This is a genomic window from Clostridium sp. AF27-5AA, from assembly GCF_003478415.1.
Classification (GTDB): Bacteria; Bacillota; Clostridia; order Lachnospirales; family Lachnospiraceae; genus Otoolea; species Otoolea fessa.
The window spans coordinates 19069-43859 of record NZ_QUFH01000009.1; the positions used below are offsets into that span (position 1 = coordinate 19069).

Annotated in this window: 20 protein-coding genes and 1 other annotated feature; of the genes, 1 reads left to right on the forward strand and 19 read right to left on the reverse strand. The window is 49.5% G+C overall.

Features of this window, described 5'->3' with window-relative positions; translation table 11 throughout:
* Nucleotides 1-61: 61 nt before the first annotated feature.
* The 15 genes from DWY89_RS09860 to DWY89_RS09935 all read right to left on the reverse strand — a co-directional run bounded on the left by DWY89_RS09860 (nt 62) and on the right by DWY89_RS09935 (nt 16841).
* Nucleotides 62-697, reverse strand: a complete 636-nt coding sequence (locus tag DWY89_RS09860) for a hypothetical protein (RefSeq protein ID WP_118524645.1) — start codon at nt 695-697, stop codon at nt 62-64.
* A 37-nt stretch (nt 698-734) separates the two neighbouring features.
* Nucleotides 735-1763, reverse strand: coding sequence for an LCP family protein (locus tag DWY89_RS09865; RefSeq protein ID WP_117795582.1), 1029 nt, complete (start codon nt 1761-1763; stop codon nt 735-737).
* Nucleotides 1760-2479 carry a CpsD/CapB family tyrosine-protein kinase gene (locus DWY89_RS09870; RefSeq protein ID WP_118472777.1) on the reverse strand — a complete coding sequence of 240 codons (720 nt, stop codon included), beginning with the start codon at nt 2477-2479 and terminating at the stop codon, nt 1760-1762. The genes DWY89_RS09865 and DWY89_RS09870 overlap by 4 nt, the downstream gene beginning before the upstream one ends.
* Before the next feature lie 6 nt (nt 2480-2485).
* Complete coding sequence (locus DWY89_RS09875) at nt 2486-3277, reverse strand: Wzz/FepE/Etk N-terminal domain-containing protein (protein ID WP_117795586.1); 792 nt, start codon at nt 3275-3277, stop codon at nt 2486-2488.
* Nucleotides 3278-3356: 79 nt separating this feature from the next.
* Nucleotides 3357-4175 (reverse strand): CpsB/CapC family capsule biosynthesis tyrosine phosphatase, encoded by an 819-nt coding sequence (locus DWY89_RS09880; RefSeq protein WP_347474718.1) that lies wholly within the window; start codon nt 4173-4175, stop codon nt 3357-3359.
* The gene (locus DWY89_RS14640; protein WP_243015277.1) at nt 4135-4500 is read right to left on the reverse strand and encodes a hypothetical protein; all 366 of its coding nucleotides are present in this window, start codon (nt 4498-4500) and stop codon (nt 4135-4137) included. The genes DWY89_RS09880 and DWY89_RS14640 overlap by 41 nt, the downstream gene beginning before the upstream one ends.
* Nucleotides 4501-4906: 406 nt before the next feature.
* Nucleotides 4907-6865, reverse strand: coding sequence for a fructose-1,6-bisphosphatase (locus DWY89_RS09890; protein WP_118523389.1), 1959 nt, complete (start codon nt 6863-6865; stop codon nt 4907-4909).
* Between the two features lie 292 nt (nt 6866-7157).
* The gene (locus DWY89_RS09895; protein ID WP_118524663.1) at nt 7158-7640 is read right to left on the reverse strand and encodes a GNAT family N-acetyltransferase; all 483 of its coding nucleotides are present in this window, start codon (nt 7638-7640) and stop codon (nt 7158-7160) included.
* A 210-nt stretch (nt 7641-7850) separates the two neighbouring features.
* Nucleotides 7851-10502: a valine--tRNA ligase gene (locus DWY89_RS09900; protein WP_118524646.1), complete on the reverse strand. Its 2652-nt coding sequence runs from the start codon at nt 10500-10502 to the stop codon at nt 7851-7853.
* Between the two features lie 110 nt (nt 10503-10612).
* The gene (locus DWY89_RS09905) at nt 10613-10804 is read right to left on the reverse strand and encodes a DUF6472 family protein (RefSeq protein WP_022358726.1); all 192 of its coding nucleotides are present in this window, start codon (nt 10802-10804) and stop codon (nt 10613-10615) included.
* 131 nt (nt 10805-10935) lie between these two features.
* Nucleotides 10936-11232 (reverse strand) — a binding site (T-box leader).
* Nucleotides 11233-11399: 167 nt separating this feature from the next.
* A complete protein-coding gene (locus tag DWY89_RS09910; RefSeq protein WP_243022808.1) occupies nt 11400-12332 on the reverse strand; it encodes a type II secretion system protein in 933 nt (310 codons plus the stop codon).
* A gap of 189 nt (nt 12333-12521) precedes the next feature.
* The gene (locus DWY89_RS09915) at nt 12522-13403 is read right to left on the reverse strand and encodes a MetQ/NlpA family ABC transporter substrate-binding protein (protein ID WP_117795596.1); all 882 of its coding nucleotides are present in this window, start codon (nt 13401-13403) and stop codon (nt 12522-12524) included.
* Nucleotides 13404-13514: 111 nt separating this feature from the next.
* Nucleotides 13515-14180 (reverse strand): methionine ABC transporter permease, encoded by a 666-nt coding sequence (locus DWY89_RS09925; protein ID WP_118524647.1) that lies wholly within the window; start codon nt 14178-14180, stop codon nt 13515-13517.
* 1 nt (nt 14181) lies between these two features.
* Nucleotides 14182-15195 carry an ATP-binding cassette domain-containing protein gene (locus DWY89_RS09930; protein WP_118524648.1) on the reverse strand — a complete coding sequence of 338 codons (1014 nt, stop codon included), beginning with the start codon at nt 15193-15195 and terminating at the stop codon, nt 14182-14184.
* A gap of 554 nt (nt 15196-15749) precedes the next feature.
* Entirely contained in the window at nt 15750-16841 is a 1092-nt protein-coding gene (locus DWY89_RS09935; RefSeq protein WP_118524649.1) for a glycosyltransferase family 2 protein, read from the reverse strand.
* 270 nt (nt 16842-17111) lie between these two features.
* On the opposite strand from DWY89_RS09935, the gene DWY89_RS09940 reads away from it, so the two are divergent.
* Nucleotides 17112-18251 (forward strand): DUF362 domain-containing protein, encoded by a 1140-nt coding sequence (locus DWY89_RS09940; protein ID WP_118524650.1) that lies wholly within the window; start codon nt 17112-17114, stop codon nt 18249-18251.
* Nucleotides 18252-18368: 117 nt separating this feature from the next.
* Here DWY89_RS09940 and DWY89_RS09945 read toward each other — a convergent pair whose 3' ends face one another.
* The 4 genes from DWY89_RS09945 to DWY89_RS09960 all read right to left on the reverse strand — a co-directional run bounded on the left by DWY89_RS09945 (nt 18369) and on the right by DWY89_RS09960 (nt 24695).
* Nucleotides 18369-19787 (reverse strand): D-alanyl-D-alanine carboxypeptidase family protein, encoded by a 1419-nt coding sequence (locus tag DWY89_RS09945; protein ID WP_118524651.1) that lies wholly within the window; start codon nt 19785-19787, stop codon nt 18369-18371.
* A gap of 195 nt (nt 19788-19982) precedes the next feature.
* Complete coding sequence (locus DWY89_RS09950) at nt 19983-20969, reverse strand: diaminopimelate dehydrogenase (protein WP_117795607.1); 987 nt, start codon at nt 20967-20969, stop codon at nt 19983-19985.
* Between the two features lie 181 nt (nt 20970-21150).
* Nucleotides 21151-23016, reverse strand: coding sequence for an ABC transporter ATP-binding protein (locus DWY89_RS09955; protein ID WP_118524652.1), 1866 nt, complete (start codon nt 23014-23016; stop codon nt 21151-21153).
* Entirely contained in the window at nt 23013-24695 is a 1683-nt protein-coding gene (locus tag DWY89_RS09960) for an ABC transporter ATP-binding protein (RefSeq protein WP_118524665.1), read from the reverse strand. Before DWY89_RS09960 ends, DWY89_RS09955 begins: the two co-directional genes overlap by 4 nt.
* Nucleotides 24696-24791: the final 96 nt, after the last annotated feature.

The following is a 24791-nucleotide window of genomic DNA, read 5'->3' on the forward strand; positions in this document are numbered from 1 at the left end:
CTCAAGGTACCGGCAGGTACCTCTCTTACCAGGTACCTGCCGGCTTCCGCGGTCTTATCAATTAGTTCTTATGAACCAATGTAAAGACTGCATTGCCCGGAATTGTTACATTAACAGAGTTTGTTGCATGATCAATCCCGTTGACCGGAGCTAATTCCCACTTATGATCGGTTTCACTGTAGTAGTAGATTTCTACATTCTGAACATCGCCCAGAGCTGCTACTGCAATATTTACCGTGACCGGATCACTCACTACAACGCCATTTGCATCGGTTGTCATGAGCTGCTGTGCCGGCATAAGCGGAGAATATCCAACCAGTGCCGGATCACCCGTTACACGATACAGCGGAATACCTGCATTGATCTCAAACACTTTTTCTGCAACAGCCCAGCTATTGCCGTCTTTGATCTGCTGATCGGATGCGAACCCAACCGAACTGCCATTTGCAGTATTTCCCTGCGAAACAGTAATACCGTTGGAACCATTCTGACCACTATTCTTGATACCCGTAGATGTCTTGTTGGTAATGGTTCCCGCATTTACATTGAGACCTGCGCTCTTGGAAGAGGCAGAACCTGAACTGCTTCCTCCGTGACTGACTGTCACATTTGTGTTCGGGCTCGCTGCCATTGCCAGTGTGCCCGGCACTGCCATGATTGCTGCTGCCATCATGAGTGCTGCGTACTTCTTTTTCATTTGAACCTTCCTTTCCGGCTTTCTAAGCCTTTGCTTTTTAAGCTTTTTCTTTATAAAAAAGATTGATGACAATCTCTTTTAGCTCATCCATATCTGGGTAAAACTCTTCGAATTTTCCCTGATATATTTTTCCCGACAGTTCAATAAAATCACCGTCTTCCATGGCATCCGGACTGTTCAAAAGCGCCAGTCCCATGTCCATGTACTGGTCCTTCGCCATGTTGGTGATCGCCAATTTCTGTATTCCATCCACCAGCCGGGTTATGGTGGTTTTGTCTGCCGCCTGACTTTCCTTTGCCTTCTGAATAAACGCTTTCAGATATCCTTTCTGCCGGTGAAGACGAATACTTGCGGACCCCTCTTCGTCCACATCCCGGAAGCGGACATATTTTTCTGTCAGATCTCCGGTCAGGTTGACTGTTTCTCCCATCTTGAAATCTTCTGGATACTGGTTTGCGACCATCTCATCATCCACGGTAACCGGCACACCACCGACTGCATCATTAAAATAGGAAATCGAATCCATATTGACTGCAAAGTATCCGTCGATCTTAAGACCAAATAAAAGTTTAGAAAGGGCTTCTGCTGTCAGTTCACAGCTTTCTTCCCGCCCATCTCCAAACGCATACGCCAGCGTCAGCTGCTGTGTCTCGGTCCCCAGAGGTTCCCCAAAATAGTCAAATACCTCTATCTCCGTCATTGTATTTCTTGGAATCAGTACAATCTGAGCCTGATCTCTGGACGCGTCCTCGGCGATCAGAAAGATGGCATCGGCATCGCCGCCTTTTCCCGAAACTGCCTGTGATGCCATCTCGCCCTTCGTATCAATACCCATACAAAGAATGGCTCTCATCGCTGTATTCCGGCGATATTTCTTTCCATTCCAGGTCAAAATCCCATTTTTCTGGTCTTCTGCATCCTCGTTTTCCTGCTGCCCACGTGCTTCCATCTCCTGCACGGCTGCTTCTCTCTCTTCATATCTGTAATACGCATGGATACCGAATCCCACGCAGGCGATTCCCACCGCCGCTCCGGCAATCCATCGAATCATATTCTGCTTTTTCATTTATCCGACTCGTTTTCGTAATATTTACTATATTTGGAATATTTTCCATAATATCTATGATAGTATCCGCTGCCTGCCATATCGACACGATTCAGTACGGCTCCTAAAATCCGGCAGCCTGTCCGCTCAAGCTGGTTTTTTGCTTTCTGCACCAGGCGATAACTGAGCGCCCCGCTTTCAACTACGAGGATAGCTCCGTCACAGCGCTGGGAAATAATAGCTGCGTCAATGACACTTCCAAGAGGCGGCGTATCAATGATGATCGTATCATATTCATTTCTTGCCCATTCAACCAGCCGCGCAAATGCGTCCTCTCCCAGCAATTCCGCCGGATTCGGCGCCATCGGGCCAGAGAAAATGATGTCAAGATTTGGCAGATTGGTATGATACAGAATATCCCCCAGCAGTTTCTGTCCTGTCAGGTACTGCGTCAGACCGTAAATCTGCTGCCCGAATCCGAAGCGGGATACCAGCACGGATTTACGGATATCGGCATCAATAAATAAAACTCGTCCCTCTGTCTGTGCCATTGAAATCGCCAGCTGGGAAGATGTCTCACTTTTTCCCTCATCCGGCATCGTGCTGGTCAGCATGATCACTTTCAATCCACTGCCCGAAAACTGAATGTTGGTACGGAGTGTTTTCATTGCTTCCTCATATTGATAGTCTTTTTTTTCATCCTGTGTAACCGGGATGAACAGATTCTGGTTTGCCATGCTCTCCTACCTTCTTTCGTTTTTCTCTTTTCCGGCAAATGGATTGATGATATCCCAGATGCCGGAGGTACGTTTTACTTTTTTCTCGCCTCTTCCGTGAATCTTGCTCTCCGGAATCACAGCCAGTACCGGCAGTTCCAGATATTTCTCCACATCTTCCTCTGACTGAATCGTATCATTCAAAATAACAGTCAGGCTGATGTATGCACACACCAAAAAGGCTGCTATCAAAGCGCCAATCGCAGCATTTTTGGTATTGCTCGGACTGGTCTTTTTAACAGCTACCTCACCGCTCTCGATGAGTTTCGGCGGTGTCATCTCCATGATTTCTCCTACATAGTCCGATGCCACTTCTGCCGTCGTATCAACGATCTTTTTTGCCATTTCCGCATCCGGATCCTGCGCTGAAATGCTCAGAATACGTGTATCTTTCGGATTCTCCACTTCAATCTTCTTAACCAGCTTTTTATAGTCCATGTCCAGATGAAGTTTATCGACTACCTCTTCCATGACCGAGCGGCCGGTAATGATCGTCTTGTAATCCTGCGTCAGCTGCGTGCCAATCTGCAGGTCGGCCAACGATGTCAGCGTTGTTTCTTTTGTCAGTACATAGATTTTTGCGGTTGAAGTGTACTGCGGTGTGAGCAAAAAGTAACTATATGCCCCTCCAATTGCTCCTCCAATCACAAGCGCTCCGATGATAATCCAGAGTTTCCGGAGCAATGCATACAAAATCTCTCCGACATCAATTACATCCTCGTCATCCCACGCCTGTTTTTGACTCTCTTTCGTTTCCATACCTTACAAATTTCCTTTTCTTTCTTTTTTTCTGACCGGCATTCTGCCAATCTGTTTCAGATGTATTTTAGAGTTCCTCTTATAATCGTTCATCCAGGATTATTTTTTCTGGATTCTCCACTGACAATTGTCTGGCCAATGTATCCCCGCCTTTTTTCCGGATCCAGGCAAGCGCCCTGTCACTGTCCGGTGCACGGTGATGAACCCCATGCATATCGGTTCCCAGAAAACTGATATATCCCGCCAGCAGCACTTTACGGCACCAGCGCCGTTCCAGTCTCTCACGTAAATTCCAGACATTTCTAAGCTTTATCAGACTTCCGTAATTCATCTGAAGATAAGCTCCCTCCTTCTGAAGCTCTGTCAGACGTCCTGTCTTTCTTAGACACTGATAACGCTCAATATGCGCCAGCACTGGGAAATATCCCGCCAGCAGCAGCTCCCGGACTGCATTCTGTATCTGACTCCACTGCGACTGGGGAAGGAATTCTACCAGAACATAATGACTTCCCGCCAGTGTCAGCAGTTCTCCCCTCTGAAGCATATCAGCCATGCCTTCAAAATATTGTATTTCCTGCCCGCTATACAGTCGCAGCTCCGGCATCACCTTCTGAACCGCTTTTGCCATCTGCTCCATAAGTCTCTGTATCTGTTCCGGTTTTGTCCGCCAGTGATAAACGGTATAATGAGGGGTTGCTATCACATTGCGCACACCTTGCTGATATGATTTCCGAAGCATCCGAACACTGGCGCCTATGCTTTTCGAGCCATCATCAAGTCCCGGAAGAACGTGTGTATGTATGTCCGAAATTCTTTGTTCTTTTTTTTTCGGCTCTTCCTGCGATTTTTGCAACATTCTATTCTCTCCCTTCGCTCTCAGCGCCGCTTTGTTCTCCATGATATTTTTTTAGGAATGTATCATAATACTGTTTTTCTGCATTCGCGCCCTTGTTTCTCCCGTCCATGCCAGAATTTCCGTCTTTGACCATATCCAGGTAAGGAGAATCTTCTTTCCATGGTCCCAGAGCCAGAAGCCGTCCATAACGTTCTCCCGTCAGATCCAGCCATCCATGCGTCTGCTTTTTTCTGCGGTAACAGCCACAGCTTTTTGTATGTCCACTTTTTAAATGCGTTCCGTAAACCAGACAGATGTTTCCGCAATCGCATTGGCACACCCAGTATCGGTGAACTCCTGTCTTCTTCTCGCTCTGTCTTATAATCAAAAGATGTCCATATTTCCGCCAACCAGATTTTCCTGCTTTATATATGTCCCTGTATATGACATAATATGTATTATGTCATTGCTGCATTCCTTTTTTTTATAAATTCTTTACTATTGTACTTTAAAATATTACAAACTACAACCGCAACGCAAACTGGAATATTGCGTTTTTTTTGTTTTGAAAATAATATAATCAGAAAATCAACGTTTTCCTTTTTTCTTTTCTCTCATCGGCTGTAAAAGTCCTCATATCACGGCACACTGTATATGACATGATACATATTATGTCATTGCCGTATTCCTTTTCATTTTACACTCTCTGATTTCCGAATATTTGCCTCTACAGCATTCACTGCAATCGGATCACTTACGTGATTTCCATTTGCATCCGTTGTCTGGCGAATGATCTACCGCGTAAATTTCTCCGCGATCGCACCGCTATAGTACGCATTCAGCAGTTTTTCCAGATCTTTGATCTTCTCTTTCAGTTCCCGTCCGATATCGGTATCCCCGACGCACTTGCGCTCCGGCACCCATTTGACCATACGGCTCTCGGAGTGGATATCACTCTCCTTCTCGATCGCCGCCTCGGTGGACTCAAACGGATCGTGCGCTGCCAGAATCAGACCGTAGGAGTTGTAAATCAGCGTATACCCCGCGATACCGGTTTCTTTCTGATATGCCCTTGAGAAACCACCGTCGATAACGAGAAGCTTACCGCCGCATTTGAGCGGGCTCTCGCCGTCTTTGGATTTGACCGGGACGTGACCGTTGATGATGTGCGCGCCCTCCGGCTCCAGGCCAAACTCACGGAGAATGCGGTCAAGCACTTCCTCATTTTCCAGCATATCGTAATACGGATTTTTTACTTCTTTATGTGTCTCTTTTTCTGCCAGAAAATAGCGCTCAAACGTTGCCATCTTGTCCTTGCCGAACAGCGGGGAATTTTCATTCAGCCAGATATACCACATCATGTCCCTGCCTTTTTCCCGCTCTGCCTTATCGACCGCGACAAACCCCTTGCGGACATAATTGTCCAGAATATCGTATAGCGCCTTTCCCTTATATTGCTTGCCGTAGATCTCTACCTCCTTGAAGGTACCGTCCTTATTTAACGGAACGCAGCCATGGTAAAGAAGATTGTTGTTGTATACTTTATAGAGGCTTCCCTTCGCCAGCAGAAACTTCATATGCTGCTGCAACTTCTCGCAGTTCATGAACGCACGTTCCAGACGTTCCATGATATCCGCTTCTTCTGGTGTAAATGCATATGGATCCTTTGGATCCACCGTCGGGAAATTCATATCAAGCATCTTGTACTCTCTGCCATCCATTTCCAGAACGCCGCGTTCAAAATCAATATGATGCAGAAGATTTCGTTTCTCCAGACCAAATTCCGGATGGCGCTTGATGATCTGCCCTTCCGCCTTGAACTGGATGATCGAGATCGCCTTGTGCATCTTCTGGTTCATCTCGCGCTCAGACGCACTGTAAGAGTCACTGCCCTTTAACTGGAAGCAGGTGCACGGGTCATCCCCATATGTATTGATCGCAAAGGTTGCCAATGGAAGAAGGTTGATGCCGTAACCATCCTCCAAAATATCCAGGTTTCCATATCTCGCGCAGATACGGATTGCGTTTGCAATACACCCCATCTGTCCCGCTGCCGCGCCCATCCAGAGCACATCGTGATTGCCCCACTGGACATCAATCGAGTGATAGGTCATCATCTTGTCCATGATGATATGCGGTCCCGGACCCCTGTCATAGATATCGCCTACGATATGAAGATGATCGACCGTCAGGCGCTGAATCAGCTCGCTTAGCGCTATAATAAAGGCTTTCGCCCGTCCCACACGGACAATCGTCTGGACGATGGCATCGTAGTAGGATTCCTTGTCCTGCAGATCACCGCGCTCAGTCAGAAGTTCTTCCAGCACATAGGCAAATTCCTTCGGAAGCGCCTTGCGGATCTTCGAACGCGTGTACTTGCTCGCTGCCCGGCGGCAGACCGCAATCAGACGATAGAGTGTGATCTTATACCAGTCATCCGGGTTCTTCTCCGTCTGCAGAATCCGGCTCATTTTCTCCGCCGGATAGTAAATAAGGGTTGCCAGTGACTGCTTATCCTGACGGCTCAGGGTATTTCCAAATACATCGTCAATCTTTCGCTTGACGGAACCGGAACCATTTTTCAATACATGAGAAAATGCCTCGTATTCCCCATGGATATCGGTCAGGAAATGTTCCGTTCCTTTCGGCAGATTTAAGATCGATTCCAGATTGATGATCTCCGTCGATGCCGCTGCAATCGTCGGGTAAAGCTCTGCCAGTCGATCCAGATAACGCGCCTGCAATGATTTCATGTTTTCTCTAACCCCTCCTGTTTGCGGACGCCCCTTTTGACCCTTTTTCACCCAATCCCGTGCAGCCTGCTTCCGATGCCCGTTATGCATATAAAACACACGCAAAAGATACACGCAGAAAGATGGAAAAGAATTTGTAATGCTTGTTGCAAACAATTACAAAAAATCGAAATGGCGTCTCATTTTTAATTCTGATACTTGTATCTTATCACACTTCTATTAAAAACGCCATTTCGATTCCTATAATAAGTATTATTAGTATTTGCGGGCAATCACGTATTTCTTCTTAAATTTAAAACTTATACCGCATCTGATACCAGATCACGTTTCCATGCACCGATTCCGAGATCCCCTCATTCACAAATCCAAACTTGGCATAATAGGCTATCAATTTTTCCTTGCACGTCAACACAAGTCCCTTCCTCCCCTGTTTTCTGGCATCCTCGATGGCGCACTGGAGCAACTGTCCCGCATAGCCATGTTTCCGGTATGCCGGGATCGTATTGACACCAAAAATCATCTGCCATGCGCCGTTTTCATCGTGCATTTCTGCCCGTTCGTACATCTCATCCGTCAGATCCGGCTTGTCTGTGACGAAGCCGTCCACAAACGCAATCAGCTTTTCGCCTTCAAACATGAGCCAGAAATGATTTCCATAATACTTAATTCTCTCCTCAAACTCCTCTTTCGTTGCGGCTTCCGCTACCGGAAAGCATTCTGCTTCCACGGCTGCAATCTGAGCCAGATCTGCTATTGTCGCTGTTCTTATCTCCATAATATCTCGTATAATCCAATTATCCTCGTTCGAGGATAAAAAAATAATCTCCTTTCTCTCTTCAAAGGCATTCGCCCATATAAATAAAAAACAGAATAATTTCGGTTCTTTCTTTGCAAATAAGCCAATGCATATAGTTTTCCCCATACACATCGGCTTATTTCACGCATCAGGCGGATCTCTCGATCCTGCCTTTTACTTCATATTCAACTATTTCCGCAGCTGTGCCAGGCGCTCCTGTACCTGTGCCATCATCTGGCGGTATTTCTCCAGCTTCTCGCGCTCTTCGGCAATCTTTGCCTCCGGTGCGCGGCTGACGAACTTTTCATTGCTTAACATACCCTCGGAACGGGCAAGCTCTTTTTTCAGCTTCTCTTCTTCCTTGCTGAGGCGTTCGATCTCTTTGTCCAGATCAACTAACTCTGCAAACGGCATATAGATGGTTGCCTTTGCAGTCACAGCCGATACAGCATCGTCTGCGATTCCGCTCTTGTCCTTCTGAAGAATAACATCGCTCGCATAGCCAAGAGTTGCAAAGAAGACGCGGCTGTGCTCGAAGATGGACAGAACTTCCGGATCTTCAGATACAACGTATACTTTTGCCTTCTTGCTCGGCGGTACGTTCATGGATGTGCGGACACCGCGGATCGCGCGGACTGCATCCTTGATCGTCTCAACTGCCTTCTCTTCCTCTGCAAAGTTCCACTCATCCTTGTAGACCGGCCAGGAAGAAATCATGATGGACGGTTCCTCATCCTGCAGATTGCAGAAGATTTCCTCGGTAATAAACGGCATATATGGATGCAGCAGTTTCAAGGACTGGATCAGAACCGTTTTCAGGGTCCAGAGTGCAGCTGCCTTGGTGGTATCCTCCTCGGACCAGAGTCTCGGTTTTACCATCTCAATGTACCAGTCACAGAATTCCTCCCAGATGAAATCATAAACCTTCTGGAGGGCGATTCCCAGCTCGTACTTATCCATGTTCTCGGTGACATCTTTTGCCAGCGTGTTGACCTTGGAGAGGATCCAGCGGTCAGCCATCTGCAGGCCAGAAAGTTTTACATCCGTTACCGGCGCTTTCTCAATGTTCATCATGATGAAACGGGATGCATTCCACACCTTGTTTGCAAAGTTGCGACTTGCTTCTACACGCTCCCAGTAGAAACGCATATCGTTGCCCGGTGCGTTACCGGTCATCAGGGTCATACGGAGTGCATCGGCGCCGTACTTGTCGATAACCTCCAGCGGATCGATACCATTTCCAAGGGATTTACTCATCTTACGTCCCTGAGAATCACGTACCAGACCGTGGATCAGGACGGTGTGGAACGGCTCTTTGCCAGTCTGCTCCAGACCGGAGAATACCATACGGATAACCCAGAAGAAAATGATATCGTATCCGGTTACCAGCACGTCGGTCGGATAGAAATATTCATATTCCGGTGTGTCCTTCGGCCAGCCGAGCGTGGAGAACGGCCACAGGGCGGAAGAGAACCAGGTATCCAGCGTGTCCTCATCCTGATGCAGATGGGTGCCGCCGCATTTCGGGCATACCGCCGGTGCGTTCTTGGCAACGGTCATCTCGCCGCAATCATCACAATAATATGCCGGAATCCGGTGTCCCCACCAGAGCTGACGGGAAATACACCAGTCACGGATGCCCTCAAGCCAGTGCAGATAGGTCTTTCCAAAGCTCTCCGGAACGAATTTAAGTCTGCCGGATTTAAGTGCCTCTACCGCCGGTTTCGCCATCTCTTCCATCTTGACAAACCACTGCGGTTTTACCATCGGTTCTACGGTTGTGCCGCAGCGGTCGTGGGTACCTACGTTGTGGGAATGCGGAACAACTTTGACTAAAAGTCCCATTTCCTTCAGATCTTCTACCATGGCTTTTCTCGCCTCGTAGCGGTCCATGCCCTGATATTTGCCCGGTACGCTGATAGTTGCATCGTCATTCATGATGCAGATCTCTTCCAGGTTGTGGCGTTTTCCTACCTCAAAGTCGTTCGGGTCATGTGCCGGTGTGATCTTTACGCAGCCGGTACCGAACTCTTTATCTACATACTCATCCGCGATGACCGGAATTTCACGGTCGGTCAGCGGCAGTTTTAACATCTTGCCTACGATATCTTTGTAGCGCTCATCCTCCGGGTTGACAGCTACCGCAGTATCACCTAACAGTGTCTCCGGACGGGTGGTTGCGATCTCGACAAAACGTCCCTCTTCGCCGACGATCGGATAATTGATGTGCCAGAAAAAGCCGTCCTGCTCCTCATGCTCTACCTCGGCATCCGAAATCGAAGTCTGGCAGACCGGGCACCAGTTGATGATACGGGATCCCTTGTAAATATAACCTTTTTCATACAGTCTGGTAAATACTTCCAGAACCGCCTCGGAACAGCCCTCGTCCATCGTGAAACGCTCGCGGTCCCAGTCAGCGGAGGAACCCAGCTTGTGAAGCTGTTTTACGATACGGCTGCCGTACTCTTCTTTCCACTCCCATGCTTTCTCCAGGAAGCCCTCACGACCCAGATCATGCTTGTCAATGCCCTGCTCTTTCAGCTTGTTGATAACCTTAACCTCCGTTGCGATCGCCGCATGGTCGGTACCCGGCTGCCACAGTGCCTCATAGCCCTGCATTCTCTTGTAACGGATCAGGATATCCTGCATGGTGTTATCCAGCGCATGTCCCATATGAAGCTGTCCGGTAATGTTTGGCGGCGGCATCACAATCGTGAACGGCTTCTTACCGTTTCTGCGTCCGCGCTCTGCATCGGCGTGGAAATATTTGCTGTCCAGCCATTTCTGATACAGGCGATCTTCAATATCCGCCGGATTATATGTCTTTTCCAGTTCTTTCATTGATCGATTCTCCTTTTGCGTTTTAACTCATCAAATGCTGTTTATCCCTGCATTTTATCATGAACCGCATCTTGTTTACCTTCATTTCGTGTAATTTCCGATGCAGTTTCTTACATCTGTTTCCGGACAATCTTGTACTCATCATCCGTCTGGTAGTACGGGCAGACAAAACGCTGGTTGCTTAAAAATGCCGCCATCTCGTCCTCATCCAGATCTGCCTCGCACAGATAATACCCATAATCATCGTCATAGACATAATTGCCGCACGTATCACAGCTTGTCAGCGGACCCTGTTTTTTCATCTGTTTTGTCCTTTCCGAAGCGCGTTTCCTATGAAAAAGAATGCGCCTTGGCGCATCCTCGCGGAGCGTTTTTTGTTTCATAGGACGTAATTTCCTATGAAATGAAAAAGCCCCTTGCAGACATATCATCTGCAAAGGGCGTCATATACGCGGTACCACCTTAATTCAATCAGGATTTTCGTCTGCCGGTGTTTTCTTTGCACACATCCAGACTTTACCCCAATCCTCTTGATTCTATAACGGGAACTCCCGGGATCTCTTATCCACCACTCTCTTTCACAGCATTCCTAAGTCATAGCAGAACGCGGTTTTTCAGAAATCCGGCTCCGAAGCTACCTTCCACATCCGTTTCCCGGAACCGTCTCTCAACCTGCGCGGTTCTCTCTGTCAGGGCTTCTATGTGTACTCCTCTTCTTCACTGCCTTTCATTTTTCAGTTCCTTGTTATCATAGAGGTTTTTCGGGAAAATGTCAAGGTTTTCGGCACAGGTTGGTAAATGATATATGCCCGTTACTGGGCACGTATGCGTGAACAGTAACATATGCCCTGGCTCCCCCCACTTTAAAGACGCCCACCTGTAACAGCTGCACAGCCCCTACTTCGGCAGCGTATCCTTATACTGTGGGTACGTCCCATCTGTCACCAGCTTTGCGTATGCATCATATGCCTCCTGCAGATTCTTATACTTTTTATCCTCCGAAAGACATTCCCTATACTGTTGTGGAGTTAGATGATCGGCGATTGCTACATAATTACCAGCTGTATTCTTTCGAATAGCGGTAGTTGTTTCTGAAATATAAAACCTTCCATCTGCTGTACTGATAATAACCGGTATCTTCTTTCCTGCACCAACCGAATCTGAGGATATATCTACAGATGTCCAAAATAAATATCGCTTCGACTTATCCGTTGCATCTCCCAGATAGGCCCAAGTTCCCTTTTTTAACAGGCTGTCCCCCTCAATCTTCGCCTGTATCTTGGGAAGCATATTGGATTTTGTACAGTTGGAATCAATTTCAAAATTGTTGTTATTACCCAGCATTTTCAATATGCCGCTGTCATTCAAGGGCGCATGTACATCGCAATTGATATTAAACGCGTATTTCTGTTCCGAACCGCCTGTACCATTTCCGCTTTTCCAGTTAAAAAGCACTCCCGAATCCGGCCGATAGGAAACTTCACACTCCCCACCCGGAACCGGATAACCAATCCAGTTGGCCGTATCACCCTGATCATTATAATGCATCACTCCACCTATCGTCACCGGGTCATGCGACTGCCATTTTTCTTTTTTCTGTTTCAGCTTTACAACCTTCACTTCATTCTCTGTATCCTCAATCATGACCGCTGCCATCACCTCTGCATATGCAGAACGGACATTGGCAAGATCCGTGGCCTCCCGGCTGGTCTCCAGCTGCCTGGTAAAAATGGGAATAGAAATTGCAGCTAAAATGGCAACTATCGCAACGACTACCAAAAGCTCCGCCAGCGTAAAGCCCTTTTTCCTGTTCTGTATATGAATTTCCATTCTTATCACCCGCCTGTCACCTTTATCCTTTTTTTATTCTATCACATGATTCAAAAAAATTCACGCAAAACATTTTTCATCTGACGCACATTCCCATAAATCGAAAGAAGAGACCCCCGCCTGCGGTTTTCACCGCAAAGCATCCGTCTCTTCCCAATTTCGTTGCTGTAATCAGGTTCCTGCCGTCAATTAAAACAGCGGAACAACCGCTCCATCATACTTCGTCTCGATAAATTCTTTGATATCATCGCTTGTCAGGACTTCCATCAGAGCTTTTGTCTTGTCGCTCTCCTCGTCACCCTCACGAACTGCTACAACATTTCCGTATGTCTGGGCTGCCAGAGAGTCAGAAGCCTCTACTGCCAGAGCATCGGTTACCTTTAAACCAGCCTCGATTGCGTAGTTGCCGTTGATAACTGCGATATCAGCATCCTGTAAGGAACGCGGAAGCTGTGCTGCCTCAAGCTCTACGATATCCAGGTTCTTTGGGTTCTCTGTAATATCATTGATAGTTGCGGTCAGACCTGCATCCTCTTTCAGTGTCAGAAGACCCTGATCCTGAAGAAGCAGAAGTGCTCTTGCCTCGTTGGTTACATCGTTTGGCACCAGAACCTCTGCGCCGTCAGCCAGCTCATCTAAAGAATCGCTCTTGCCTGCGTAGATGCCGAATGGCTCATAATGGATTGCACCTGCACTTACCAGGTGAGTGCCATTCTCCTCATTGAAGGTATCCAGATATGGTTTGTGCTGGAAGTAGTTTGCATCCAGATCGCCGGACTCCAGTGCGTTGTTCGGCTGTACATAATCAGTATACTCTACGATCTCCAGATCGTAGCCCTTGTCTGCCAGAAGGTCTCTTGCAGCTTCCAGGATCTCAGCATGCGGTGCCGGGCTTGCGCCTACTACCAGCTTCTCCAGATCGCCGTCTGCCTCTTTTGCCTCTGCGGTAGTCTCCTCTGCTGCCTCTGCAGCGGTCTCAGCAGTTGTCTCATTCGAGCTGGAAGAGCAGCCTGCTAAGGATGCAGCTGCCAGCAGTGCCAGGAATGTGGTTCCTAAGAATGATTTTTTCATAGTGATTTCCTCCTCTTTGTGTGTTTAAACAGTTCCTTTAAATTTATATTTCAGAAATGTCCTGCATCTGCCACAGACGATAGGCTGCATTTCATTTCTGTAAATATCTTATTAACGGATTCTCTTATCACTTCTTCTCGAACTCCGCGTAAAGATCTCCTGAATCAGCTGTGCGATAATAACCAGAATCACAACGGTAACCAGCATCATATCTGCCTGATAACGGTGGTATCCATATCGGATCGCCACATCGCCCAGACCACCGGCGCCGACGCAGCCTGCCATCGCGGAATATCCGAGGATCGTCGTGATTGAAATCGCCGCGCCAACTAACAGGGACGGCTTGGACTCCGGAAGCAGCACCTTGAAAATAATCTGCCAGATCGAAGCGCCCATTGATTTTGCTGCCTCTATCACGCCTGCATCAATTTCCTTTAACGATGCCTCTACCATACGGCTGATGTACGGGAACGCCGCGATTACCAGCGGTACAACTGCCGCATTTGCTCCGATCGTCTTTCCCACGATCGCGCGGGTCAGCGGCATTACCATCGCTAACAGGATGATAAACGGCACCGAACGGAGCAGGTTGACAATCACACCCACCACTTTGTTAAACAGCGGCACAGGACGGATGCCATCTTTATCGGTTACAACCAGCGCCACGCCGAGCGGTATTCCGATCAAATAAGAAATCAGGGAAGAAAGACCTACCATATATAAGGTTCTCCAGGTCTCTTTTACCAGCATACTAACTGTCCTCGCATCAAATATCATCTTAGCGCACCTCCTCATAGGTCACACCGACCGTTTTTAAATAATTGCAGATACGCCCTGCATCCACCTCGTCCTCCGGGAGCTGCAGAAGCATCTGTCCCATCGCCTTGCCCCCGATATCGTGGGTATCCGCGAGAAGGATATTGACCGGAACCTTGCAGGCTAATACCATATTGGAAATAATTGGCTCCGAGGATTCCTGTCCATTGAAAATAACGCGGATCTGGCGCGCTCTGGCAAAGCTTGTCTTCTGCCCTACCGTCTCACCGAGAATCAGCTGCCGCCCAATCTCCGACTTCGGACCGGAGAAAATCTCTGATACCCTGCCAGACTCTGCAATGTGGCTGTGGTCGATGATCGCCACACGGTCGCAGATAGACTCAATCACCGCCATCTCATGGGTAATCACGATCACAGTAATGCCGAGTTCGCGATTAATCTTCTTGAGAAGCTCCAAAATCGATTTTGTCGTGTTCGGGTCGAGCGCACTCGTCGCCTCATCGCAAAGCAGCACCTTCGGGTTCGTGGACATCGCACGTGCAATCGCCACACGCTGCTTCTGTCCGCCGGAGAGCTGTGCCGGATATGCCTTCATCCGTTCTTCCAGACCGACTAATTTTAAAAGCTCAGCCGCCCGTTTCTTCGCCTCTGCTTTCGGGACACCGGCAATCTCCATCGGAAAGCACACATTCTGGAGTACATTTCTCTGTGCCAGAAGATTAAACTGCTGGAAAATCATTCCCATCGACTGTCTGGCTTTCCGAATCTCCGCCTCCTTCATCATCGACAGGTTCTGTCCCTCAAAAATAACCCGTCCCGCCGTCGGTGTCTCCAGATAATTGATACACCGGACCAGCGTACTCTTTCCTGCACCTGACAGACCGATAATTCCAAAAATCTCACCTTGCAGGATTTCCAGGTTAATATCATCTAACGCGGTCACCGTTCCGTTAGTTGTCTGGAATTGCTTTCCCAGTCCTTCCAGGCAGATGATCGCTTTCTTTCTCTGCTCCATTGTCTTTTCCCCTCTCTTTTTTCGAATATACAGCATTGATACCCTGTCACATAAAAGATGCCACTACTGTTTTTCTGTCACAGGAAGCAGTTAGTGCCTTTTTGTGTCATAAGGAATTCCAAGGAATTTCTTATGACACAAAAAAGCCGCGAATCCAGTACGGATCGCGGCTTCCTATGCTATACTTACAGGTCTATCCGACCAGCCCGTTCCGTCTTTCATGCACACAAATATGACAGCACATCATACACATGCCGTTCATCATCATATTCATCTGCATGGCTTTACTCTGACGCATCGGATCTGTCCCCTTTCAGCTTATATTCCCTTATTCCTGATAGGAATTATTTGTTTATGAAGATACACCCATTTTCCGGGTTTGTCAAGTGTTTCCTGAATTTTTAAGAGCTGTTACTGTTCACGTATACGTGAACAGTAACGGAATTTGCCGTGGCTTCGCATTTAAATACGGCAAATTCCTGCTGCCACCACGTTTTCTTACGGCACTTTCGGTTCCAAAAGTGCCTACCCGTGAACTGTAACTAAGAGCCACTTCACTCCTGCTCCGGTTTTTGCACAGCTTCTCTTCTTTTTGATGTCTGGAGTTCCCGTGCTTCTGCACGGCTGCGGCGCAAATTTTCTCCCGGCATCTCCTGCCTCCGGCTGCGCCCTTTCTCACGTTCTCGGATGCGATCCGACGTGCGGCTCTCGATGATATAGCGCGGGCGGTGCTTCGACTCCAGATAAATCTTTCCGACATACTCTCCGACGATTCCGACCGAGAGAAGGAGCAGTCCGCCGATAAACCAGAGCGACACCATCATGCTCGCCCAGCCGGTGATCGTATTGCCCCGGAAGAAATCAACCACTGCCCAGATAAGGAATCCAATACTGACAAAAAATGCCGCAATTCCCATGAACGTAATCATCCGGATCGGCTTTGTACTCAGCGAAGTGATGCCCTCGATGGCAAAAGCCAGCATCTTTTTCAGCGGATATTTGCTCTCCCCTGCTGCCCGCTCTTTACGGTCATAATATACCACATCGGACGGATAGCCGATCATCGGGACAATCCCGCGCAGAAACAGATTGACCTCCGAAAATTCCTCCAGTCCTTCCAGCGCCCTCCGGCTCATCAGGCGGTAATCCGCATGATTATACACAGTGTTCGCTCCCAACGCATTCATAATCTTATAAAATCCCAGTGCGGTTGTACGCTTAAAAAATGTATCCGTCGTCCTGTGGCGACGCACACCGTACACGATGTCGCAGCCAGCCATATACCGCTCGATCATCGCGTCGCATGCGTCCACATCATCCTGCAGATCGGCATCCATCGAGATCGCCGCATCACACCGCCGTCTCGCCGCCTCAAAAAGTCCTGCTAAAAGCGCATTCTGATGGCCGCGGTTGCGGCTCAGCTTCACACCTGCAAACCGTTCATCCTTCTCATGGAATTCTTCGATCAGCTTCCACGTTTTATCCTTCGAACCGTCATCTACCATCAGCACCCGGCTTCCCGGATGAATCCGGCGGCTGCGGATTAAATCATCTAATTTTTTTCCTAAAAATTCTGCCGTCAATGGCAGAACTTCCTCTTCGTTGTAACAAGGCACCACGATATAGATAACCGGTGCATTTCTCATACTGTCATCTCCTGCCCGGGTCACTGTCCCTTCTATGCAGACAAGTCCCCTCGTATTTTCAAAAGCAGGTTTCCAGATACAGGTATCTTGCCAGAATCCTCCCTGCAGCTGAAATCTGCTTTTTCCATGTTTTTTTATTATATAGGAACTACATTAAAAAGAAAAGTAAATTTTTGACACACCCACCCGATTCCGGTATAATAAAATGGATTTTTCTATCACTTTACTATATAAAAAATCCAAAAAAGCAATCTATCAGGAGGTATTCATATGTCAAAAGCTGAAAAAGCAAAGGTATACTTTACAGATTTCCACACCATTGCATTTGGCGATGGTCTCCCTGCCAAATTAAAAAAACTGATCCGTAAAGCCGGGATCGGTTCCATCGATATGGACGGTAAATTTGTCGCTATCAAGATGCACTTTGGTGAGCTTGGAAATATCAGTTATCTGCGTCCGAATTATGCCAGGGCCGTTGTTGATGTCATCAAAGAGCTGGGGGGCAAACCATTTTTAACAGACTGCAATACGATGTATCCAGGCAGCCGCAAGAATGCGCTTGAGCACCTGGAATGCGCCTGGGAAAACGGTTTTACCCCGTTGACTGTCGGATGTCCAATCATCATCGGTGATGGATTAAAAGGCACCGATGACATCGCTGTTCCGGTGGCCGGAGGCGAATACATCAAAGAAGCTAAGATCGGCCGTGCCGTCATGGATGCCGATGTTTTTATCAGCCTGACCCATTTCAAGGGACATGAGATGACCGGCTTCGGCGGCACGATCAAAAACATCGGCATGGGCTGCGGTTCTCGCGCCGGTAAGACCGATCAGCACAGCAGTGGAAAACCACACATCAAGGAAAAGCTCTGCCGGGGCTGCCGCCGCTGTCAGAAGGAATGTGCCAACAGCGGTCTCGTTTTCGATGAAGCCTCCAGAAAAATGCACGTAGACGGTGAGCACTGCGTCGGCTGCGGACGGTGTCTCGGCGCCTGCAACTTTGACGCGATCGAATTTGACAACAACGCAGCCAATGAGCTGTTAAACTGCCGTATGGCGGAATACACAAAAGCCGTTGTGGATGGACGTCCAAACTTCCATATTTCCCTGGTGGTTGACGTCTCCCCGAACTGCGACTGCCACGGTGAAAATGACATACCGATCCTTCCAAATCTTGGTATGTTTGCTTCTTTCGATCCGCTGGCACTCGATCAGGCCTGTGTGGACGCCTGTCTGGACGCTGCTCCGATGCCGGGCAGCCAGCTTGCAAAACATCTTGCCGATCCGAATTTTCACGATCACCATGACCATTTCACAAATTCCACACCAGAATCCGAGTGGAAAAGCTGTCTGGCACACGCAGAGAAAATCGGTCTGGGAAGCCGGGAGTATGAATTGATCACACTATAATAACATCAACCCCATCTGCCAGCTGTGCCGCCGGTCCTTTTGCGACCGCAGAGCTGCAAAAAACGGAGCCGCCCCTGCCTTTCTGACTGCCGGTCGGCTCCGTTTTTATGCCCTTCTTTATTTCTGAATCCAGACACCATTCGCATCGACTCTGTATCCGTCCGGTGTCGTTCCATTGACAAACAATGCTCCGTCAGCACTGACATAATACCAGTATCCATTCGTCTGAATCCAGCGGCTCTTCGCCATTGCCCCGCTTTCGGTATAATAATGCCAGGAGCCGTTTACCATCTGCCAGTCACGCGCCATCCACGCATCTGCATGGAAATAGTATGTCTCTCCCTTGATCAGGAGACTCTCTTTTGCCGCGTAGGTTCCGTTTGCTTTCAGGTATTTCCATTCATTTCCAAACTGCTGCCACGCACCGTCGCCCTGAGCAGCTGTATTGCCAGATCCAGAGCTACCCGGTCCGCCCTGGCTGCCGGAAGACGATGTACCCGTGCCGGTCGTATTGCCGGACGGCTTGCTGGAATTTGACGTACTGTTGTTCGCCGCATCCGATACCGAGGTATTCGTGCCAGCCGGTGTGCCGGATGCACTGCCCGCCACTGCAAAACCATAGTCCAGCAGCTTCTTCGTATCGTCATAATGGGTCTGCGAACTCTTTAAAATAACTGCAATCAGGCGCACGCCATTCCGCTCTGCACACGTTACCAGCGTGTTGCCTGCCAGGGAGGTATAACCGGTCTTTCCGCCTATGATTCCCTCATAATACTGGGAATTTGCCGGATTGAGCATCTTATGTCCCATCGTAAGCGTCCGCACCGTCGGCACGCTGGCAGTCGCCGGAAAATCGTAATGCAGGGTCGATGCAACCTGACGCACCGTCGCATTATTGAATGCAGCATTTGCAATCAGCGCCATATCATGTGCGGTTGTAAAATGGTTCGCATTGTTCAGACCGTTCGGGTTTGCAAAATGCGTATGCGTGCATCCTAAGGACGCTGCCTTCTCATTCATCTTATCCGCAAACGCGCTGACACTGCCGGACACATGCTCCGCCAGTCCGTTTGCCACCTCATTTGCCGATTTTAAAAGCAGACCATAGAGACAGTCCTTAACCGTAAAGGTATCGCCCGCCTTGACCTGCAGCGTCACCGCGCCCGATTCCAGATTCGAAACTGCCGTCTGGGAAAAGGTTACCGTATCACTCAGATTACAGTTTTCCGCTACCAGAAGCGCCGTCATCAGCTTCGTGATGCTGGCTGGATAATACTGCGTATCCGCATTCTTGGAAAACAGGAACTGGTTGTGCGTCGCATCATAGAGCACTGCGCCCTGCGCTGCCACCGTCGGCTGAGCTGCATTCTGTGAAGTAACCGTTGCTCCCGAAGGAACTGCGCCGGAGACCGTGCCTCCTGCCGCCTGTCCCGGACCGGTCGCCCCGTCTGTCGCAGCAAATGCCGTCCATGACACAGACATCATAAGTGCCATTCCCAGGCAGAGGGAACGCACGGATTTTTTCCATTTATTCATCGTATATTGTCCTTCCTGTATGTATTTTCGCTTTTCTCCTACCCACCAGCTCCCGCAAACGTAAAGTTACGTTCACTCATTGCGCGGACTTTAACGGATTTTGCCAGTGCTGCGCAGGTACAAATCATGCAAATCTGTCTTACATTTTACTTCATTTTAAGCGACAATACAAGTTGAAAGGAAAATTTGAAATTATTACAGATACTTCTTCCGCAGATCTGCCCCACTCTCTGCCGACAGATACGCCGGTGCCACATCAAAGACGGTCTTGCAGCCCTTCTGGCCTTCCTGGTTCATCTTGTATGCCGCGCGTGCGTATGCCACGATGATGGAGGAAGTAAATTCCGGGTTGGAATCCAGCTTTAAGCTGTACTCGATGATATGGTGGTTCTCTTTGTTCCAGCCGGTCTTACCGCTGCGGAGTACGAAACCACCGTGCGGGAGACGGTTGTGATCGCGTTTCAGTTCTTCTTCGGTGATGAAATGAACCGTTGTGTCATAATCAGAAAAGTAGTTCGGCATGGTCTTGATCTCATTCTCGATCTTTGCCTGATCCGCTCCCTCTTCTGCCACAACAAAGCACTCTCTGGTGTGTTTTTCGCGGGTGGTCAGCTCTGGGCTGCTGCCGCTTCTGACTGCCTCCAGTGCACTTTCAACTGGGATTGTGTACTGTCTGGCATCCTTGACGCCCTCGATCCGACGGATCGCATCGGAATGTCCCTGGCTGACGCCCTTGCCCCAGAATGTATAATTTTCGCCCTCCGGCAGGCATGCAGCTGCATAGAGACGGTTCAGGGAGAACATACCCGGATCCCAGCCAACGGAGATGATGCCAACCTTTCCGGATTTCTGTGCGGACTCATCGACTGCTGCGAAATGCTCTGGAATCTTTGCATGGGTATCGAAGCTGTCCACTACGTTAAACCACTGTGCATATTTCGGGGTCTGAACCGGCAGATCCGTAGCCGAACCGCCGCAGAGAATCAAAACGTCGATCTCGTCTTTCTTCGCCTCTGCCTCATCTACATGATAAACCGGTACGCCCTCGGTCAGGATCTTGACCGTTTCCGGCGCACGCCGTGTAAATACTGCTTTCAGTTCCATATCCGGATTCTGGCGGATCGCACACTCCACGCCGCGTCCCAGATTTCCATATCCTAAAATTCCAACTCGGATACTCATAGATATTCCTCCTAACGGTACAAAATTTGCCACGGATCCGGCTCTATTTTCCAGCTTACGTGATCCGATTTTACTTAAAAATTTCAAGTGTTCCCATTATACACTAGATCCATCCGTTTTTCAATATAGGTGAGTTCACGCGTACAGGAAACAAATTCTCATTTAATTCTCAACGAAAGCCTTATTCCAGCTCTTTCATTCCGGTATACAGCTCAAAATACCGCCCTTTCTGCGCCAGCAGATCTTCATGGTCGCCGCGCTCAATGATCTGCCCGTGCTCCAGCACCATGATCGCATTGGCGTTGCGGACTGTCGAAAGCCGGTGGGCGATGACAAAGGTCGTCCGGTCCGCCATCAGCCGGTCCATGCCGTGCTCGATGTGCTTCTCCGTCCGCGTATCGACCGAACTCGTCGCCTCATCCAGAATCAGGATCGGTGCTTTAGAAACTGCTGCCCGCGCAATGTTTAATAGCTGGCGCTGTCCCTGGCTTAAGTTTGCACCGTCGCCCTCCAGCATCGTGTCATACCCATCCGGCAGACGCATGATAAAGGAATGCGCCGATGCCGTTTTTGCCGCCTCAACAACTTCTTCATCCGTGGCATCCAGCCGCCCGTATCGAATATTTTCCCGTACCGTGCCGGTAAAAAGATGCGTATCCTGCAGAACCATCGCGATATTTTCCCGCAGCTCCTTCCGGTGCATCCGGCGGACATCGGCGCCGTCCACCGTGATCGAGCCGCCCTGTATATCATAAAAACGGTTGATCAGATTCGTGATCGTCGTTTTTCCGGCTCCCGTCGAACCGACAAAGGCGATCTTCTGTCCCGGCTTCGCATAGAGCGAAATATCCTTCAAAATCACCTGCCCCGGCTCATAGCCGAAAGTCACATGGTCAAGCACCACCTCACCGCGGATCGGCGCGATCGAAACCGCATCCGACGCATCTGCCGCCTCTGGTTCCGCATCCAGCACTGCAAACACGCGCTCCGCGCCTGCCAGCGCCGAAAATACGTTTCCAACCTGCATGGAAAGCTCGTTGATCGGTCTGGAAAATTGCCGCGAAAAACCTAAAAATACGGTCAGTCCACCGACATCAAAGTTCCGGAACACACTGAGCAGACCGCCAATGCAGGCTGTCAGTCCATAATTTAACTGGCTTAAATTGTTCATGACCGGTCCCATCACACCGCCGAAAAACTGTGCCCGGATCTGTTTTTCTTTCAGATCCGCATTGAGCCATCCAAATTCTTCCTCTGCGATCTCCTCATGGCAGAATACCTTGACGACCTTCTGCCCCTGCACGGTCTCCTCAATATAGCCGTTCATCGCGCCAAGCGCCGCCTGCTGGGCAGAGAAATATTTCTGGCTCCGTCCGGCAACAAATTTACCGGCACGCAGCATCACCGGCATCATGGCAAGCGTAATCACCGTCAGCCACACGTTCGTGTAAATCATCAGCACCAGCGTTCCCACAATACTGAGTACGCCGGATAAAAGCTGCACCAGCGTACTGCTGAGCATCATGCCGATCGTATCCACATCGTTTGTAAAACGGCTCATCAGATCGCCGTTGCTGCCGGTATCATAAAACCGGAGCGGAAGCGTCTGCATATGGTTAAACAGCTCTTCCCGCAGCCGCTGCAGCGCGTTCTGCGCCACCTGCAGCATGATGCGCGACTGCATATAGGAAGCGGCAACGCTGGCTAAATAAACCGCTCCCATCACGCACAGGGAACGGAACAGCCCCGCCACATCGCCCCGGCTGCCATCTAAAGGCACAATATACCGGTTGATGATCGGGCGCAGCATATAGGCGCCCGCCAGATTTGTCACCGTCCCCAGGATCACACAGAAAAAGGCGGCTGTCATCGCCATCCGGTCGCGTTTTAAGTATGAAAGCAGGCGCAGCATCGTCTGACCGCCCGCCTTGGGCTTTCCGCCCTTCATAACCGCCATCCGTTCCGGTCCCCGGCGGCGTTTCGGTGCGTCGGCTATGCGGCTGCCATATCGGCGTTTCAGGCTTTCAATCTGTTTTTCATCCATCATGCCATTACCTCCCCGCCAGCCCGTTTTCCATATTGCGTCTCATAGATCTCCCGGTACGCCTCACAGGACGCCAGCAGCTTCTCCTGCGTTCCCTCTCCGATAATCCTGCCGTCCTCAAGGACGAGAATCCGATCCGCGTATTCCAGCGAACTCAGCCTCTGTGCGATAATAAATTTCGTCGTATCTTTCAAATCTTCCCGGAATGCCGTCCGGATCGCCGCCTCTGTTGCCGTATCGACAGCACTGGTGCTGTCGTCGAGAATCAGGATCTTCGGCTTCTTTAAGAGTGCCCTTGCGATGCACAGCCGTTGTTTCTGACCGCCGGATACATTGACGCCGCCCTGTCCCATCTCCGTTTTGTAGCCTTCGGCAAACGAATTCACAAAGGAATCTGCCTGCGCATACACTGCTGCCCGCCGCACTTCTTCCTCCGTCGCCGTCTCATCACCCCAGCGCAGGTTTTCCTCGATCGTGCCGGAAAACAGGACGTTTTTCTGTAAAACCATGCCAACGCCGTCCCGGAGATTTTTCAGGGAATACTCCCGCACATCGATACCATCCACCCGCACACTCCCCTCTGTCACATCATAGAGGCGGGGAATCAGCTGTACCAGCGACGTTTTTCCGCTTCCGGTCGCACCGAGGATGCCGATCGTCTCCCCCGGCTCTGCCGTCAGGCTGATGTGGGATAGAACCGGCTCACCGCCTTCGCGGTAGGAAAAGGAAACATCCTTAAATTCCACGCGCCCCTTCTCAACCTTCCGGTCCTTCTGTGATGCATTTTCATCGCTCAAATCAATCGGCTCATCCAGCACCTCATCGATTCGCCGGATGGACGCCATCGCGCGGGAACTCTGCAAAAATACCATTGAGAGCATCATAAGTGACATCAGAATCTGTACAATGTAGGTCGTAAATGCCGTCAGATCTCCGACCGCCATCCGTCCGCCGATAATCAGGTTTCCGCCGAACCAGACAATTGCCAGTGTCGTCACATTCATCGCGAACATCATGACCGGCATCGTCGCAATTACGATCTTCAGCGCCCGCAGCCCTGCCTCCTTGAGCTCCCGGTTCGTGTCGGCAAACCGCTTTTCCTCGTAGTCTTCCCGCACAAAGGATTTCACCACCCGCACGTTCGTCAGCACCTCCTGGATGCCGCTATTGAGCGTATCCAGCGCTTTCTGCATGGCTGTAAACCGCGGGTAGGCAGTCCGTAAGATCCAGACGATCGCCGCCGTCAGAAGCGGAATCACCACCAGGATGACAGCTGCCAGTTCCGCATTCATCCAGAACGCCATCACAAGCGCCCCCAGGAACATGCCCGGCGCGCGCAGCATCATCCGAAGTCCCATCATAATCAGGTTCTGTACCTGCTGGATATCGTTCGTCAGACGGGTTACCAGCGATCCCGTGCTGAACGTATCGATATTTTTAAATGAAAACTGCTGCACTCTGGCAAATAAGTCGCGGCGCAGATCGCTGGTAAAGGAAATCGACGCCTTCGCTGCAAAATATGCCCCCAGAATGCCGCCTGCCGCCATCAAAAAGGAGGTAATCGCCATCACAAGTCCCATTTTGAGAATGTATCCGCCGTCTTTCTGCGCCACGCCATGGTTAATAATCATCGACATAAATTTGGGCAGCAGAATCTCACCCAGCACCTCCGTTACCATCATGAGCGGTCCCAGAATAAAGGCGCTCTTATATGGCAGTATATATGATTTGTATCGTTTCCATTGCTTCACGCTTTTTCCTCCTGCCCGTTATTTCTG